The organism is Absicoccus porci (assembly GCF_003725415.1).
Taxonomy (GTDB): Bacteria; Bacillota_I; Bacilli_A; order Erysipelotrichales; family Erysipelotrichaceae; genus Absicoccus; species Absicoccus porci.
Window position 1 is genome coordinate 80,060 of sequence record NZ_RJQC01000002.1, and the last position, 18,387, is coordinate 98,446.

Annotated in this window: 20 protein-coding genes; all 20 read right to left on the minus strand. The window is 39.6% G+C overall.

What is annotated here, in order from left to right; translation table 11 throughout:
* Position 1: 1 nt before the first annotated feature.
* The 20 genes from atpG to metK all read right to left on the minus strand — a co-directional run bounded on the left by atpG (position 2) and on the right by metK (position 18,180).
* Entirely contained in the window at positions 2–850 is an 849-nt protein-coding gene (gene atpG / locus EDX97_RS05045) for an ATP synthase F1 subunit gamma (RefSeq protein WP_128520103.1), read from the minus strand.
* Positions 837–2,372, minus strand: a complete 1,536-nt coding sequence (gene atpA / locus EDX97_RS05050; RefSeq protein ID WP_128520104.1) for a F0F1 ATP synthase subunit alpha — start codon at positions 2,370–2,372, stop codon at positions 837–839. Before atpA ends, atpG begins: the two co-directional genes overlap by 14 nt.
* Before the next feature lie 10 nt (positions 2,373–2,382).
* Positions 2,383–2,913, minus strand: a complete 531-nt coding sequence (atpH, locus tag EDX97_RS05055; RefSeq protein ID WP_128520105.1) for an ATP synthase F1 subunit delta — start codon at positions 2,911–2,913, stop codon at positions 2,383–2,385.
* Entirely contained in the window at positions 2,910–3,422 is a 513-nt protein-coding gene (gene atpF, locus EDX97_RS05060; protein WP_128520106.1) for a F0F1 ATP synthase subunit B, read from the minus strand. Before atpF ends, atpH begins: the two co-directional genes overlap by 4 nt.
* Positions 3,423–3,427: 5 nt before the next feature.
* Positions 3,428–3,673, minus strand: coding sequence for an ATP synthase F0 subunit C (gene atpE, locus EDX97_RS05065; protein WP_128520107.1), 246 nt, complete (start codon positions 3,671–3,673; stop codon positions 3,428–3,430).
* Positions 3,674–3,698: 25 nt separating this feature from the next.
* Entirely contained in the window at positions 3,699–4,406 is a 708-nt protein-coding gene (gene atpB / locus EDX97_RS05070; protein WP_128520108.1) for a F0F1 ATP synthase subunit A, read from the minus strand.
* A complete protein-coding gene (locus tag EDX97_RS05075) occupies positions 4,390–4,761 on the minus strand; it encodes a hypothetical protein (protein ID WP_128520109.1) in 372 nt (123 codons plus the stop codon). Before EDX97_RS05075 ends, atpB begins: the two co-directional genes overlap by 17 nt.
* Complete coding sequence (gene upp, locus EDX97_RS05080) at positions 4,761–5,381, minus strand: uracil phosphoribosyltransferase (protein ID WP_128520110.1); 621 nt, start codon at positions 5,379–5,381, stop codon at positions 4,761–4,763. The genes EDX97_RS05075 and upp overlap by 1 nt, the downstream gene beginning before the upstream one ends.
* A gap of 52 nt (positions 5,382–5,433) precedes the next feature.
* The gene (locus EDX97_RS05085; protein WP_128520111.1) at positions 5,434–6,186 is read right to left on the minus strand and encodes an MBL fold metallo-hydrolase; all 753 of its coding nucleotides are present in this window, start codon (positions 6,184–6,186) and stop codon (positions 5,434–5,436) included.
* The gene (gene dnaB, locus EDX97_RS05090) at positions 6,176–7,522 is read right to left on the minus strand and encodes a replicative DNA helicase (protein ID WP_128520112.1); all 1,347 of its coding nucleotides are present in this window, start codon (positions 7,520–7,522) and stop codon (positions 6,176–6,178) included. Before dnaB ends, EDX97_RS05085 begins: the two co-directional genes overlap by 11 nt.
* A gap of 3 nt (positions 7,523–7,525) precedes the next feature.
* A complete protein-coding gene (rplI, locus tag EDX97_RS05095; protein WP_128520113.1) occupies positions 7,526–7,975 on the minus strand; it encodes a 50S ribosomal protein L9 in 450 nt (149 codons plus the stop codon).
* A complete protein-coding gene (locus EDX97_RS05100) occupies positions 7,956–9,923 on the minus strand; it encodes a GGDEF domain-containing protein (protein ID WP_128520114.1) in 1,968 nt (655 codons plus the stop codon). The genes rplI and EDX97_RS05100 overlap by 20 nt, the downstream gene beginning before the upstream one ends.
* Before the next feature lies 1 nt (position 9,924).
* On the minus strand, positions 9,925–10,797 hold the full coding sequence (locus tag EDX97_RS05105) for a YybS family protein (RefSeq protein WP_128520115.1): 873 nt from the start codon (positions 10,795–10,797) through the stop codon (positions 9,925–9,927).
* A 48-nt stretch (positions 10,798–10,845) separates the two neighbouring features.
* Entirely contained in the window at positions 10,846–11,076 is a 231-nt protein-coding gene (rpsR, locus tag EDX97_RS05110) for a 30S ribosomal protein S18 (protein WP_128520116.1), read from the minus strand.
* 13 nt (positions 11,077–11,089) lie between these two features.
* Entirely contained in the window at positions 11,090–11,545 is a 456-nt protein-coding gene (gene ssb, locus EDX97_RS05115) for a single-stranded DNA-binding protein (protein WP_128520117.1), read from the minus strand.
* A gap of 10 nt (positions 11,546–11,555) precedes the next feature.
* Positions 11,556–11,852, minus strand: coding sequence for a 30S ribosomal protein S6 (gene rpsF, locus EDX97_RS05120; protein WP_128520118.1), 297 nt, complete (start codon positions 11,850–11,852; stop codon positions 11,556–11,558).
* 100 nt (positions 11,853–11,952) lie between these two features.
* Complete coding sequence (locus tag EDX97_RS05125; RefSeq protein WP_128520119.1) at positions 11,953–12,825, minus strand: putative ABC transporter permease; 873 nt, start codon at positions 12,823–12,825, stop codon at positions 11,953–11,955.
* Positions 12,822–14,072, minus strand: coding sequence for a 2-hydroxyacyl-CoA dehydratase (locus EDX97_RS05130; protein ID WP_128520120.1), 1,251 nt, complete (start codon positions 14,070–14,072; stop codon positions 12,822–12,824). The genes EDX97_RS05125 and EDX97_RS05130 overlap by 4 nt, the downstream gene beginning before the upstream one ends.
* A gap of 1 nt (position 14,073) precedes the next feature.
* Positions 14,074–16,992, minus strand: a complete 2,919-nt coding sequence (locus EDX97_RS05135) for an acyl-CoA dehydratase activase (protein WP_128520121.1) — start codon at positions 16,990–16,992, stop codon at positions 14,074–14,076.
* Between the two features lie 96 nt (positions 16,993–17,088).
* Positions 17,089–18,180, minus strand: coding sequence for a methionine adenosyltransferase (gene metK, locus EDX97_RS05140; RefSeq protein WP_128520122.1), 1,092 nt, complete (start codon positions 18,178–18,180; stop codon positions 17,089–17,091).
* Positions 18,181–18,387 lie beyond the last annotated feature (207 nt).

Sequence of the window (18,387 nt, forward strand, 5' to 3'; positions counted from 1 at the left end):
CCTATGATAAGGCATTGGCGCCACCAACAATATCAATGATCTCATTGGTGATTGCCGCCTGACGCGCCTGGTTATATGCCAACATCAATTCATCATGCAACTCATCTGCATTATCCGTTGCTGCTTCCATCGCCATACGACGAGACGCTTGTTCACTCGTTTTCGATTCTAGAAAACGCGCATAGACAGCTGATTTAACAGCCATCGGAATAATTTGTGCCAACATTTCATCTTGATCCGGTTCATAATCCGTCAACTGTTTGGCACCTTCTTGTACTTCTTCCTTTATTTCCTGTTTTTGAACCGGTAATACCGTTTCCAACGTTGGAATATACGTTAACACATTCTTAAAATGCGTATACAAAACTTGAATTTTACCAATTTCGCCATTTTCAAAACGCTTCAAAGCATCATTCAATAATTTGGAAATAATTTCATACGCATTATCCAAATTCATATTTTCAATGCCCTTATGCAAAACTTTATGATTGGCTTTTGCCCAGGTACAACCATTGGTACCAATCATTACGATATCATCTTTCGAGTGTGTATCTAACATACGGAAGATATTCGCATTGTATGCACCACATAAACCCATATCCGACGTAAAGACAATAACGAAATTTGGTTTCTCTTTATTTTCTCTTAAATAGATGGAATCATCCGCACTCGAACGAACCGCAAAAGCCAATAAATCTTCCAAACCATTCGCATACTCTCGATTTTCTTCCATCCGACGACGTTGTTTAGTCAATTCCGTACTCGCAATCAACTGCATAACACGCGTGATCTTACGGGTAGACTCTACCGATCGAATTCGCGACTGTATAGCTTGCCTACTCTGCGCCATACGAATGACCCTCAGCTACGGAAAAAACCTGACCAAACGCGGTTAACGCTGTATTGATCGTTTTTTCCAATTCATCATCCAGTTGACCCTTTTGATTAATTTGATCCAAGATATTTGGATATTCTGCCTTGATATAAGAAAGCATATCCGTTTCATATTGACTCAAAGCATCCATATCAATACTATCTACATAACCATGTTGCGCTGCATACAACACCATGACCTGTTCACTCACAGGCATCGGTTGATATTGTTTCTGCACCAACAAATGTTCCAAACGCGCACCATGATCCAAGATTTTCTTTGTGGTTGGATCTAGCTCCGAACCAAAACGTGCAAAAGCTTCCATTTCATGATATTGTGCCAAATCCAATTTCAAGGAACTAGACACCTGCTTCATAGCCTTGATTTGCGCAGCTGATCCAACCCGAGAAACCGACAAACCACTATCTACGGCCGGACGAATACCTTCATTAAACATATCCGTCTTTAAGAAAATTTGACCATCGGTAATCGAAATTACATTGGTTGGAATATAGGCGGAAATATCACCAGCCTGCGTTTCAATGATTGGCAAAGCCGTTAAAGATCCATTGCCATAGTCTTCATTTAAACGAGCAGCTCGCTCTAATAAACGAGAATGCAGATAGAAAACATCACCCGGATACGCTTCTCGTCCAGGTGGACGACGAAGAAGTAATGACAGTGTACGATAGGCAACGGCATGTTTTGATAAATCATCATAGATGATCAAAACATCTTCGCCATTTTCCATCCATTCTTCTCCCATAGCACATCCTGCATAAGGTGCAATATATTGTAACGGTGCTGAATCCGAAGCCGTCGCAACGACAACTGTTGTATAGGCCATCGCACCTGTTTGTTTCAATTTTTCGACAATTTGTGCAACCGTACTTGCTTTTTGACCAATCGCAACATAAATACATTTCACATCGGTATCCATTTGATTCAAAATGGTATCAATCGCAATGGCTGTTTTACCTGTTTGACGATCACCAATGATCAACTCTCGCTGACCACGACCAATAGGAATCATGGAATCAATGACTTTTAAACCTGTTTGCAGAGGAACCGAAACACTTTTACGCGTAATAACACCCGGTGCCACTCGCTCTACAGGACGTGTCTTTGTATACGCAATTGGTTCTTGTCCATCAATGGCTTGTCCCAACGCATTGACAACACGACCCAATAAACCATCACCAACAGGCACTTCCACAATATGACCGGTTCGCTTTACGGCATCGCCCTCTTTGATATCTGGATTTTCTCCCAATAAAACGACACCAACATTTTCTTGTTCCAAGTTCATGACCATGCCATACACATCGTGAGGAAACAACAACAATTCACTCATCATCGCATTACGAAGACCATAAACTGTCGCAATTCCATCACCAATACTGATGACCGTGCCACTTTCTGTCATTTCTAGATCCTGGTCGATATTTTGAATTTGGGCTTTGATCAATTTACTGATCTCTGCGGGATTTAAACTCATAGTACCACCTCTAGCTCTTCTTAATTTGTTCTTTCATTTCATTTGCCCTAGCCAATACCGTATTGTCTAACACAAAATCTGCCGTTTGAACTTTCAATCCAGCAATCAACTTCGGATCTACTTTCACATCCAGTTCAACCGTTTTATGTAAACGTTCTGACAAGACCTTCTTTAGATCTTCGACTTGTTTTGGATCCAAAGCAGCGGCCGAATAGACTTCGACCATCTCAATATGATGATACTTGTCATAACATTTTTTATATGCTTCATATATTTCTGGAATATATGCACACAAGTCATGTTGATTCAACACACGAAGAAACCGAAAAACAATAGGATCTACATCTTTTTCAAAACAAGTTGATAAAATTTGTTCCTTTTGTTCTCGTTTGATCTTCGGATGTTTTAAAACTGCAACCAGCTTTTGATTCGATACCCATACATTGGAACACGCTTTGAGTTGTTCCAAATACACATCATCTTTTTGTGATTCGGTACCAAGCTCAAATAAAGCCTGTGCATAAGGCATCATATCCATCATTGTTGATCTCCTGCCTTAGCCAGGAAATCATCAACGAACTTACGCTGTGTTGACTCATCCATTTCCTTATCTACCAGCTTTTTCGCTGCTTCAATGGCAACATCACTGATAGCTTCTTTCATTTCATCCTGCGCCTTTAATCGATCCCGATCAATATCTTCCTGCGCTTTGGCTTTTATACGCGCAGCTTCCGAATTGGCCTGATCCAAGATTTCCTTTTTCTGTTGTGTCGCATTGACACGCGCCGTTTCAATGATCACATGCGCATCTTGCCCGGCATGTTGCATCTGTACATCGTACTTTTCTTTCTGTGCCAGTGCTGCTTTTTTTAGATTCTCACTCGAATCAATATTATCTTGAATCAAATCTTGACGCTTCTTCACAAAAGCTAAGATCTTATCCCAAAAAAAATGTTTCGCAAATAATACGATCAAAATCGTTGAAATCAACGTCATGATCATATCTTGCAGATTGATACGCAGGTAGTTCGCTACGTTAAAATCAACCATAAGACCTATGCCGCCTTAACAAAGATCAATAGAATCGCAATGACCAAGGAATAGATACCAGTTGTTTCGGCTAAGGCAATACCTAATACCATGGTCGAGTTGATCTTCGATTGCGCATCGGGATTACGACCAACTGCTTCGGCACCACGACTCGCCGCAATACCTTGACCAATACCAGGCCCTAAACCAGCGATCATCGCAATTCCTGCACCTAAACAAGCCATACCTTTCACAAATTCTTCGTTAAACATAAATTATTGTCCTCCTTTTGTTTATTTAGTCCGTTGGCGCTACTTGCTCTCCTAAAAAATAGGAACCCAACGTAAAGAAAATAAATGATTGAATGAATGCCGAGAAACAATCAAAATACATGTGCAAAAATGGCGTTGCGATATAACCAAGCACACCCCACGGCATCGTGATCTTCATCAATGTATAGACCAACATCATGATGATGTATCCTGCCAGCATGTTTCCAAACAAACGCATCGTCAAAGAAATAACCGGTGCTACCTCACCAATCAAGTTCAATGGATACAAGAACCAAAATGGCTGTGCCCATTCCTTTAAACGCGATACCAAACCCGCTTTTTTAATACCATAAAACTGTACCATCACGAATAAAGACAAAGCCAACGTTCCATTGAAACTTACATTGGATGTTGGATTTTGTAGACCCAAAAGACCCATTAAATTACTGACGATCATCATAAAAAACAACGTTCCAAAAATCGGCAAATACTCCAATGTTTTTTCCCGTAAGTTTGGTTTGATGACATACATGATCGCATTTAACATCTCTTCTGCTACATACACAACACCTGTTGGTTTCTTTGAAGGATCCGCTTGATCTATTTTTTTACCGGCCACATAGAAGAAAATCGCAAATAAAATGCATAAGCAAAACCACACCAAGATGGACTGTGGAATTTCCAAATGAAAACCACCGATTTGGATCTCTAACGCACTAATCTGCTCTCCCATGATGATCCTCCTTTTCTATTTGTGCATAAGCCAAAAGACTGGCCTTATGCATTAAAAACCCGATTAATACACCAAGAATAGAAAGATGCATCCAAGCACAAATGCCTAAAATCAAACCATACATGGCATAACGAGCCACATATCCCCTTTGTCCTTGTGCCTTTCCATCCTCAATGGATAAAGACTGCGTCAAATTGACAATCGAACGATATCCAAGCAATCCCATACCAAGACCAATTCCAATGCTGATAGCCACCATTCCACCAAAACAAAGCCAACCAATGAAAGCCGCTATGCTTCCAAATAGAATCGATGTGCGCACCACGAAATGGGTCATTTTATGCATCGCATCCATTACTTAGTACCGAAAATTCGATCTCCTGCATCTCCTAAACCAGGAATAATATATCCATGTTCATTCAAACGCTCATCCAAAGCCGCTAAATATAAATGTACATCTGGATGCGCTTTTTCCACCGCATTGACACCTTCTGGTGCACCAACCAAACAAACCAAACGAATCGATTGTGCTCCATGGGCTTTGGCCATATCAATAGCCGCAATACTGGAACCACCCGTTGCCAACATAGGATCCACAATGATGACTTCCGCTTCCGGAAAATCCTTTGGATACTTTTCAAAATACACCTGTGGTTTTAATGTTTCTTCATTACGGAACATACCGATATGAGCAACTTGTGCCGTTGGAATCAAATCCATGATACCGGAAACCATACCCAAACCAGCACGCAAAATAGGCATAATCACAACTTTCTTTGCCAATTCCTGTCCTACATATGGTGCCATTGGCGTTTCAATCTGAATATCACGCGTTGGCAGATCACGAGTAACTTCATAAACCATCAAGCCACCAATTTCGTCCAAATTCTGACGAAAATCTTTTGTTCCTGTATCTTTATTACGCATGATCGTCAATTTATGACGAATCAATGGATGATCAATAACTGTTAACATATGTTCTTTTTCTCCTTACAATTCTATATTTTAAACAAATAAAAAAGCGTTTTCAATACAACACTTCTTGAATTGTGCACACATCAAACTGATGAGCAGCCCGCAAACGCATGCCCGCATGGGTAAATCCCTGCTTTCGAAACGCATCTTCCAATACATCCAATGCCAATTGCGGATGATTCGCTTCTTGCGAAATATGTGCTAAAATAATTTCTTTGGTCCGCGAATTGATCAACTGCATCAAATTATGAGACGAATCTTCATTATTCAAATGTCCATCGTCCCCTAATATGCGCTGTTTGATAAACATGGGCCGACTGGTCTGCATCAATTTAGCCACATCATGATTGCTTTCAAAAATATAATAATCCGCATCTTGCAGATATTCTTTTGCTTCATTGGGAACAAAACCCGTATCTGTAATATATACTAACTTTTGCGTTTGCGTTTCAATCACGTAACCAACCGTTTTCGGTGCATCATGCGATAGACGAATGACCCGAATATGAAAATCACCCACATCAAATGTTTCATTCGGACACACGATATGATGATTGGAAAGATCATCTATATCACAATACGAATACACTGGCAAATGGGCCACATCTTTGATACGAGATACATGATCCTTATGTGTATGTGTAATCAAAACACCATCACACACATTGACATCCGCATCCACTTGGTCAAACGCTTTCGTTAGATATTTTTTGGTCGATCCACAATCAATTAAGATCTGCGCATGATCACTCCGAATCAAACAACTATTTCCCTTGGATCCCGAACACAATAAATCAATGCGCATAAATATCGTCTCCTTGATTGGCATAGTTTGTGAATCGTGACAAACTCTTTTCAAATGCTAGATGAATCTTGCCAATCGCACCATTCCGATGTTTAGCCAATGAAAGATCAACCACTTCCGTATCACTCTCTTCTTCCTTATCCTTTTCATAATAGTTTTCGCGATATAAGAACATAACAATATCCGCATCTTGTTCAATGGAACCCGATTCACGTAAATCGGATAATTGCGGTTCATGATCCGTTCGTTCTTCGACTTTACGAGATAACTGCGATAACGCAATGACCGGACATTCCATTTCTTTCGCTAAAATCTTCAAATTACGTGAAATATCCGATACCTCTTGTTGACGTGATTCTTGCCGACCACCCGTGATCAACTGTAAATAATCGATGACAATCAATGAAAGCTGACCATGTTCACTCTTTAATTTTCGACACTTTGAGAAGATTTGAGATACCCGGATACTGGATGTATCATCAATATAAATTTCACGCTCACTCAAATGCGAGGCCGCCGCATTTAACTTTGACATATCCGATTCACTCAAATGTCCACTACGCAACTTATCCGCAAAAACTCGGCTCTCACAACTCAATAAACGCTTCATCAAACTATCACTAGGCATTTCCAAGGAAAACATTGCTACACAACCCGGATTGCGTTTTGCCACTTGATTTAAAAAATTCAAAGCCAACGCCGACTTTCCCATGGCAGGACGAGCCGCTAAAATAATGAGATCCCCCCGTTGAAAGCCATTGGTGATCGCATCCAAATCGGTAAATCCCGTTTTAATTCCAGTCACACCTTGATGATTGCGTAATTCATTCAATTCCGCAATGACTCGATTACTGATTTCTCGACTCGATTCAAATTCAGCACCTCGCCGAACCCGCGTCACATCCATGATAGAACGCTCCGCTTGATCTAAGACCGCATCGATATCACTACTATCGGTATAAGCTAAATTGGTGATTTCATCACTGGTCTGAATCAAACGCCGCAATTGTGCTTTATTCTTAATTTCTTCTACATAAGAAGGAACGATAGAAGGACCAATCGCTGTATCCACTAAAGAAACAATGTAGTCCGCTCCCCCGGCACTTGCCAATTTATCTTGATCTTGAAGACGAGTCATTACCGTGATCTGGTCCACTGGTTTACCTTCTTCTTGCAGATCCATTATGGTTTGATACAAACGCTGATGCGCTGGCAAATAGAATTCTTCGGCTTCTAGATCCGCATCCAAACACATCGTGATGACTTCAGGCCACATCATCATAGCGCCCAACAGTGCACACTCTAAAGGTTGACTATTGGGTAACTCGCGCGCCATGGCTTACCCCTTTTGGCGAACTTTTACGACGATTTCGCCAATGACCTGATTGCGATACAGATCAACTTTGACACGCGTTGTTCCTAAACTTGAAATTGGTGCATCCAATAAAATTTTATGTTTATCAATTTGAATGCCCTTTTTTTGTAGAGCAGCCACAATATTCTTGGTCGAAACCGAACCAAACACTTGGCCATTGGCACCGGCATTCAACAAAAATTCAATCGGTGTATTTTCTAATTGTTCTTTGATGGCCTCTGCTTGTTTTTTCAATTCTGCTTCTTCTTCTTTGCGCACTTCCATTTGTTTGTCTAATACTTTTTTAGACCCCTTTGTATAAGCAACCGCATACCCATTCTTTATCAAATAATTACGAGCATACCCATCGCTTACTTCTTTGATCTCATCTTTTTTACCTAATTTACGAATATCTTTAAGCAAGATTACCTTCATCTTGTTCATCCTCCTTCTGTAATACTTCCAATAATATCGTTTTACATTCGCTCGGCGTTAAATCATTTCGTTCAACAGCAGCGGCTGAAAAATGTCCACCACCTTGTAGTTTTTCCATGACTTTTTGTACATTGAAACGACCCAGACTTCGAGCCGATACGGCTGTAACTTTTTCTTTACCTTTTAATGGTGCAATCACAAACGATGCCTGACAACCTTTGACCAAAGTCAACGATTGGGCCACTTTCGCTAACATCGTCTTATCTTGTGGCTCATCGACACTTACGACCATAAATCGGCCATATTGTTTCGCTTTACTAATCAAATGATTTTTCGTTCTAAATTCATCAAAATTGACACAAAGGGCTTGTTCTGCCATCGAACTATTGGCACCCCACGAACGCAAAGCAGCTGCTGCTTCAAAAGTCCGTGAATCCGTATGGATCTTAAAGCGATTGGTATCAACCAAAATACCTAAATACATAATAGTTGCTTCAGTTTCATAGATAGGAATATGATTAGGCGTATTTTGCATCAATTCCACGATCAATTCACAAGCCGAGCTAGCACCACTTTCTACATAGGCCAGTTTCGCATTCGAAACAAAATGATCTCCACGACGATGATGATCGATGACGATCACATTCTTACAAAGTTCTTCAAATTTCTGCGCACTGGAAATCGCTCCTACCCCATGATCGACCATGATCAATAAATCATTATCAAAATCCATCATCTCATACGCTTCATCTGGCGTAACAAACGTATGACGATCTAAGATGGTTTGATGATAATGATCCATCGTTTCTTGTAGCTGGGTATCCCGAGGCACATTCTTTAATGTGATATACGCAGGTTTACCTAATGATTTCACCCATGCCGAAACACCTAACGCAGCTCCCATACAGTCAAAATCCGAATCCACATGACCCGCAATGAAGACTTTTGGTGCATCTTTGATCGAACTTTGAATGGTTTGGGCCATCGTATGGACACGCACCTTCGAACGACTAGAAGCACTCTCACTATTGCCACCAATATAGCGAACCGAACCCTTCGCATTTCGGAAAGCCACTTGATCGCCACCACGGGATTGCGCTAATTCAATCAATTCATTGACCATGCGATCTAATTTTGTGAAATCCGTTGTTCCATACGCAAAAGCCATACTTAATGACATGGAAACATCCAATTTATTGGCTTCATCCTTGATTAGTTGCAAGATAGAGAAATTTTCGGCTTGTAACGCCTTAAAGATTTCACGATTTAAAACCAAGAAGAAACGATCCGAACGCAATCGGCGAATCAAGATACCATGATCATGTGCCCATTGCACCACGGGAACACGCAAATGCGTATTGATCAAAGCCATCATATCTTCACTTTCATAGCTTTGATACTCCATATAATTATCCAATTGGATCAAACCAACCACAATACTATTTTGTTCATAGATTTTTGATAACTTCTTATATTTCGTGACATCTCGCACAAACAGGACATTGGACTCATCGGCACGAATGATTTCATAATACGAATCTTGGTATCGACCAATAATGGAATCGACCTTATCTTCAAACAAATGACGAATATCACGAATCCAAGCGGTTGCTTTTTTATTGATAATATCAATGTTACGTTTTTTAAAGAAATCCGATGCCCATGTAACAACATACTCATCATCATAGGTCAATAAACCAATATTACCGAAATCCAACGCATCTTTGGCATCTTTTCCTAAAAACCGCGAAATATCCACTTCTGTCTTGACGCCTTGTTTACGAACCGTCGACCAAAAGCCATAAAAAGCAATGAGGAAAAGAGCAATAATGGCCAGCAACATGACAATTTCCCATAGATTGCCTCCATTGATCTCATAAACAATAAAAATGACAGAAGCAATACTAGCTAAAATGATCAATGAAGTCCATTTTCTAAAATCTTTCATACTACTCCCTCGAGTCTAATTGATGTCGAGCACGCAAGCCGAATAAACAATCCAAAAGACCGGCTGCTACCCAGACAACATTCACAAATGGAATGAATGCACCGATAATGGCAAAAAAAGCCCAATTTCGATGCGATTTTTGAATTACTTTATTCATAAAGTATAAAACACCGAAATAATCCAAGACCATGAGGTCTAAAATAACGATTACTTGGAGTAAATCGGTTATATCTACGCTTAAGTGTAACACATTCTGACTAAAAAGAAACAGAGCACACATCACGATGGAAAGATAACCAAACCAACGTGGTGGTAACATCTTGGTGATGGGTTTGATGGGTACCATATTGATCTTTAAACGAAGACAGATCATCAATCCAACCATATGGATGGCCAAAGCTTGCATGGTACCCAATACGATCACAAATAAGAAAACGATCACACGCAAATGTACTTGTGGAAATAAAGCTACGATTTCTTGAAAATCTGTATGCACATTATAGCCAAAAATACCTGCCCACAAATAAATGATCAACGCACTCGCAAAAATCGATAAAATCGCCGTCAATAAAAAATTACTCATATGACTTCGTTTATGATAAACGCCCGATCCATATAAGTAACCAATCAAGATAGCCGTCCAACTATAAAACCAAGTGGTAAAGCCACCAAATAAAAAAGTCATCAATATCATCGCGATGGATACAATACCACCTCCATAGTTACCATACATCGACGTATAAATGAGAACGGGAAACGCAAAAAGCCAATTGGCAGACGTTTCAATCGTTAATGCTGTTTGTTGATTCAAGAATAATAATAAACCATAGATGGCACACATCATGGCGCCACGCGTTATTTGTTTTGTGTTCATGCTCTTATTTTACCATAACATAAAAAAAGATGCTCATAGAGCATCTCATTAATCAACTACATAAGGCAATAAAGCCATTTGACGAGCACGCTTGATTGCTTTTGCAAGCATTCTTTGATATTTTGCACGTGTTCCTGTTACACGTCTAGGAATAATTTTTCCATTTGCATTGATAAAACGTTTTAACAATTCAACATCTTTGTAGTCAATGTATGTAATTTTATTTTTTGTGAAGTAACAAACCTTTTTACGGCCCATACGTTGTTTTCTAAATGCCATGTTCATTTCCTTTCTAGAATGGTAAGTCATCACTCGCAATATCGAGTGTATCATTTTCATCAAATGAAGTATCGAAAGAAGAATCGACTGGTTGTTGTGGCTGACTAGGCATTGGATTTGGATTATACGTTGCCGCTGCCTGTTGCGATTGTGCACGCGATTCCAAGAATGTGAAATTATCAACAACAACTTCGGTCACATAGACACGTTGTCCTTGTTGATTCTCATAATTACGTGTTTGCAGACGACCATCCACACCAATCAATGATCCACGATGTAAATATTGTGCCATGGTTTCCGCTTGACGGTTCCATGCAACACAGTTGATAAAATCAGCTTCGGGCTGACCTTCTCGACGAAAATTACGATCAACAGCCAAAGTAAACGATACCACCGACGTTCCACTTTGGGTTCTACGCAATTCCAGATCTCTTGTCAAACGACCTGTTAAAACGACACGATTGATCATAATCTACCTCTTACTTCTTTTCGTCTTCAGTTTTTAAAACCATAATACGGACAACACTGTTGCTGATACGAGCTAAACGTTGATATTCAGCAATACCTGCATTGTTTGTTGTTACATTAACAACGGCATAATGTCCTTTTTTCATGTGATCGATTTCATACGCAAATTCTTTGATTCCCCAATCATCGAATGAATCAATGGTTCCACCATTTTCGGTGATTGTGTTGTTCAAACGATCCGTTACCTTTTGGAATTGATCGTCATCTAAAGATGCGTTGACAATGTACATGATTTCGTATTTTTTCATGTGTACACCTCCCTTTGGTCTTTTGGTTTCTATGCGAAACAGAGAGCAAGCGCAAACTTGCTCTGTAATAGTAGCACTTATTTTGTTTTGTTGTAAAGGATTATTTCAATTTCTTGTGCAATTCATCCGCTACTTTCTTCAATTCCACAAAATCTTCTTCCACTTGACGTTCAGGGAAGGCATTGGCTGCATGCGTATGTTGTAAATTCCGAAGTTTTTCCATGTTGTCATGGAAGGCATGCACACGATCGGATAGATCCGCCTTTTGATTTAACCACTCGACAAATTCATCCTTATGTTCATCCCAATCAGCCACATACGCCAATCGTTTTTCTTTTTGTTTCGCACGCATATCATCCCACTTTGCCAAACGAACCGCTTTGTCTTGTTCAAATTGGGCTTGGAACGCTTCCATATCTTTTTGCATTTTTTCAATGACATGTTTCCGCTTGATCAAACTAATCAAAGTGAAGATACCATCGATCACAAAGATCACAGTAAATATTTGTACAAACGGTTCCACAAAGGACCAAGGCACTTTTTGTCCAGATGTATTCGCAAACATCGGATGTACAATATACACCAACACCAACAACATGATTCCAAATAAGGTGCTATTCAATAAACAAACACGCCCATGAATATTGAACTTCTTATGGGAATAATCCCACCAACGCATATGGAATAACTTTTCCATCAACCACGAAGTAAAATACTCCAAGATCGTACATAGTAAGCCACCCACAAAGAAAATCACAAACGGATTTGGCGTAACACTAGGCATATTTCCACCCAAAGGATATAAAGCAATCAAAGAACCCAATCCATAAATGGGAATATACGGACCATAAAAGAAGCCTCGATTCACAAAATGCCTTTTACCAATGCTCACATAAGTCGTTTCACATACCCAACCAATCATCGAATAAATAATGAAATAAAAATAGGCATAGATGAGATCTGCACCACTCATTGGTTCTTCTCCTGTTTTGCTTGTTCATTCAAACGGGCATTGGCCATCATCAAACGAATTCGATTTTCTTGATTGACCTTCGATGCCGATGGATCATAATCAATCGGTGCAATATTGACTTGTGGATATTCTTCCTTGATTTTCTTGGTCATTCCCTTGGCGACGATATGATTTGGTAAACATCCAAATGGCTGGCACATGATGACATTATCAACACCAGATTTCACCAAAGAAACAACTTCACTAGTCAATAACCAACCTTCACCCATCTTTACCCCGGGATCGATTACCGATTTTCCATTGGCAATGACTTCACTAAAATCATCCGGTGGTGTAAAGGTACCATCTGCTTTCACCGCATCACGGAACGTTTTTTGCATACGCATGATGATATCCTTTGCCAACTGATAGAGATAATGCGTCTTGGCATGCATATGATAATAGTTGTAGTCGATGATGCCATTTTCAATGGAATACAACGCAAAATCCATAACACCGGATAAAACCGGTTCAAAACCTTCTTGCATCAAATAATCTTCCAAATGTTGGTTACCTAATGGTGAATATTTCATATAAATCTCACCAACGATTCCCACACGAATCTTCTTCTCTTGGGTACGTTCTACCTTTTTGATACGATCAATCATGATGTTATAGATTCGTTTGGATTTACGATATTCCCCTGTTTCAAAGGTACCAATCAATTCATCAACAATTTCATCAATGACACGTTCTGTATCCCCAGGATGTACTTCATAAGGTTGTACCTGATTTTTTAACCACATCAATGCATCACCATACAAAGCACCATATACAACACGCAAGATCAACGGCAAGGTAAAATCAATGCCACTATCTTTTTCCAAACCCGACATATTGGCCGAAATAACGGGAATATAATCCCAACCTTCTTGTTCCAAGGCTTTTCGAAGCAACGATAAATAGTTGCTGGCACGACAACCACCACCCGTTTGGGTAATGGCCAAGGCCACATGATTTAAATCATATTTACCACTTTTTAGAGCATCGATCATTTGACCAATAACCAATAAAGCAGGATAGCACATATCATTATGTACATGGGCTAAACCTTCTTGGCGAATATTGTCATTATCGGTTTCCAATACTTCCAAATGATAGCCATTCATCTCAAAAACAGGTTTTAGAAACTTAAAATGGATCGGCAACATACTGGGAACAAGGACCAAATGGTCTTTTTTCATATCCGAGGTATAATTCGTATGCATATTAAGCTCCTTTCTCTGCTTTTTCTTCAATGGCACCTTTTAACGAACGTAACCGAATTCGTACAGCACCTAAGTTATCCACCTCATCAATCTTGATTTGGGTATAGAATTTATCCGCTGATTTTAAAATAGATTTGACCTCATCGGTCGTTACAGCATCTAGACCACACCCAAAACTTACCAATTGGACTAAGTGCATATCTGGATTCTCACAGACATAGTGAGCAGCTTGATACAAACGTGCATGGTAGGTCCATTGGTTCAATACATTGGTTGGATGTGGTTCTTGTTCTGGCACGGATTCTTCCGAAACAACCACAAAACCCAATTGCGTCAATAATTGATTGATTTGATGGTTGATCAATGGATCCAAATGATATGGACGACCACACAAAACGACAATTGGATAATGATTCTTACGGGCAAACTCTACCAATTCATTGTGCTTGATATGGAGTTCATACATAAATTCATTGTAGGCATTGATACCTGCATGCAACGCAATCTTGATATCTTTTTTCTTAAAAGAAATGCCCGCTTTTTCAAAATGAATTTGAATCGCTTGAATGAATTTCTTTTCATCATCAAACGACAAGAATGGCGAAACAAATTTCGTATCGCCTAGATCCATATTATTTTGGATCACTTGTGGATAATACGCCACAATTGGACAGTTATAGTGATTATCACCCAAATTTTCATCCACATTGTATGTCATACAAGGATAGAAAATGGTATCCAAATGATAATTCAATAATTGTTGGATATGGCCATGCGTTACTTTCGCTGGGAAACAAGCCGTATCCGATGGAATGGTTTGTTGGCCTAACTGATAGGTTTTTAAAGTACTAGGCAACGACCAGATCACCTGATAGCCCAAGGAATCAAAGAACTGGCCCCAGAATGGCATTAAATCATAATTATTCAAAACCAAAGGCATTCCAATCTTATTCTTATGTTTATATTTGGTTCTTACCTTTTGGAGCATGGCCATCTTGATCTTATACATATCTGGCAACTCTACTTCGGCTTTATTTAATTTCAATGGACGTTCGCATTTATTTCCGGCAATCAAACGAGAACCATCCGAGAAGGTATTGATCGTCAAAGCACAATGGTTAGTACAAAGATCACAAGCCCGACTTTCCGATGTATGACTGAAATGATCCAATTCTTCTGCATTTAAAATAGCACTTGGGGTACGATGTAATTTTTGTGCATATAAAGCCGCTCCATACGCACCCATCAAATGAGCAATACTTGGACGAATAACATTGTAGCCCAATTCTTGTTCAAACGAACGCAAAACGGCATCGTTTTGGAAGGTTCCTCCTTGAACAACGATATGTTTTCCAATCTCATTTTTATTACGTGTACGAATGACTTTATATAAGGCATTTCGAACGACGGAACGACATAAGCCAGCCGAAATATCTTCCACTGTAGCGCCATTCTTTTGGGCTTGTTTGACTCCACTATTCATAAATACCGTACAACGTGTACCTAGATCTACAGGATGTTTGGCTTTTAATCCCAATTTCGCAAAGGTCTTGGAATCATAGCCTAACGAATTCGCAAAGGTTTCAATAAAAGAACCACATCCTGAAGAACAAGCTTCATTTAAGACAATGTCATCAATGTGGCCATCACGAATTTTAAAGCACTTGATATCTTGGCCACCAATATCCAGAATATAATCTACATCGGGATTAAATGTTTTGGCCGCGGTATAGTGAGCCAATGTTTCAACGACACCACCATCCAAATGGAAAGCATGTCGCATTAATTCTTCACCATATCCAGTCGCATATGCACCATAGATACGAATATCCGGATTGGTCTTATATATTTGTTTCAAATCCGCTAATACCACATCCAATGGATTTCCTTTATTGGAGGAATAGGAATCATAGAGGATTTCTCCGGATTCACCGATCAATGCCAATTTTGTGGTAGTGGAACCACTATCGATACCTAAATAGGCTTTACCTGTATATGTGGCCAAATCTCCATATTTGGCATCATGACTTTGATGCCGTTTTTTGAAGGCTTCATAATCGGCTTCGGATTCAAACAATGGTTCGGATTCGGACATTTCCATTGGTGCATGAACCGCATCAGATAGAATTTTCTCTAATTCGTCACGTGTATATGTTTTATCGGCACAAAGAGCCGTTCCTAATGCCACATAGTGAATCGCGGTATCCGGACAGTTGATTTGATCATCACTTAAATGTAATGTTTCTTGGAAACGATCACGCAATCCAGATAAGAAGTATAATGGACCGCCTAAAAATAAGATGTTTCCTTCAATTTTATGTCCTTGTGCCAATGACGTTACCGTTTGGCCGACAACGGCTTGAAAGATACTGGCACATAAATCGCTTTTGGCAACCCCTTGATTGATCAATGGTTGAATATCACTTTTCGCAAACACACCACAACGCGATGCGATTGGATAAATACGATGATAATGAAGACTAGCCTCATTCATCTCTTCCAAACTCATATTCAACAATTGTGCCATCTGATCAATAAACGCACCGGTACCACCAGCACATTGGGAATTCATTCGTTGTTCGATACTGCCTTTAAAGAACAAGATTTTAGCATCTTCGCCGCCTAATTCAATGGCACAATCCGTTTCGGGATATAATTTTTTTGTAGCCATGGCCGAGGCAAATACTTCTTGGACAAAAGGTAAACCGGCCATTTCACTCAAACCAATCGCACCGGATCCACTAATCGCAAATGTGAATGGTTCTTGGGTATATTTTCGTAATTCAATTAATTTATCTAATGCTTTCTGACGTACTTGCGCTTTATGTCGTTCGTAACTGCGATACATGATTTCATTGTCTTCATTTAAAACAACGGCTTTGATCGTTGTACTGCCAATGTCAAATCCAATTCGATACATCGTTGCACCTCCACGTATTTTTTGATTATACTCGCTTTTTTCACTTTTTAACATTAAAATACTCAAAGTGGAAAAAAAGACATCATGGGATGTCTTTTACTTTAATTCTTTTACTTGTTCCCAAGGGAAGGTTGGATCACCAAAGTGTCCGTAACAAGCTGTTTTCTTATAGATTGGGCGACGAAGATCCAATTCATCGATAATATGACCTACACGGAAGTCAAAATTCTTTTCGATGATGTCTAAGATTTCTTCATCGGAATATTTACCTGTTCCAAATGTATCAATATTTAATGATACAGGTTCGGCTTTACCAATGGCATAAGCCACTTCCACTTCTGCTTTATGTGCTAAGCCACTCGCAACAACGGATTTCGCAACATAACGAGAATAATATGCCGCACTACGATCGACTTTGGTTGGATCTTTACTGGAGAAACATCCACCACCAATGTGTCCTTTTCCACCATAGGTATCACAAACGATCTTACGTCCAGTTGTTCCACTATCACCAAATGAACCACCAACGACGAAGCTTCCGGATGGATTGATCAAATACTTTGTATTTTCATCTAACATTTCTGGATCAATGGAAGGCGCAATGACTTCTTTCATAACTAAATCTTTGATTTGATCCTGGGTTACATTGGCACTGTGTTGTGTAGAAACAACGATTGTATCAATACGTTTTGGAACATCGTTTTCATATTGAACGGATACTTGTGTCTTTCCATCTGGACCTAAAACATCTGGATGTTGACGACGTACTTTGGTCAATTGACGAGCTAATTTATGGGCTAAATAGATTGGTAAAGGCATGTATTCATCACTTTCATCACAAGCATATCCAAACATGATGCCTTGATCGCCAGCACCAATTTCATCACCATTGACCGCATTATGAATTTCTGGTGATTGTTGGTTTACGACGACATGCACATGATAGTCTTCGGTATATCCAATTTCGCGGATGGTATCCAAGGCAATCTTGGCATAATCCAATTTGGCTTTGGTATTGGCTTCTCCATAAATTAAGACAAAATCGTCTTTGATCGTACACTCAACGGCCATATTCGAATATGGATCTTGTGCAAGAGCCGCATCGACGATGGAATCAGCCACTAAATCACAAATTTTATCAGGATGACCTTCGGTCACACTTTCACTAGTAAAGATGTAGTTTTTCATTTTTCCTCCTTATATAAAAAAACATACTCATAAGAAGTATGGTTTTCGCATATACTTCTTATCGGTTCTAGTTGGACCACCTTATTTGCCTCTCTCAAACAGGTTGGTGCGGAATCACAGAGCTAGGCCTCTACTCCGACTCTTGATAATGCACATCCTATTTAAACATGATTCATTTCTTTTGGCAACTAGACAGTTTGATATATT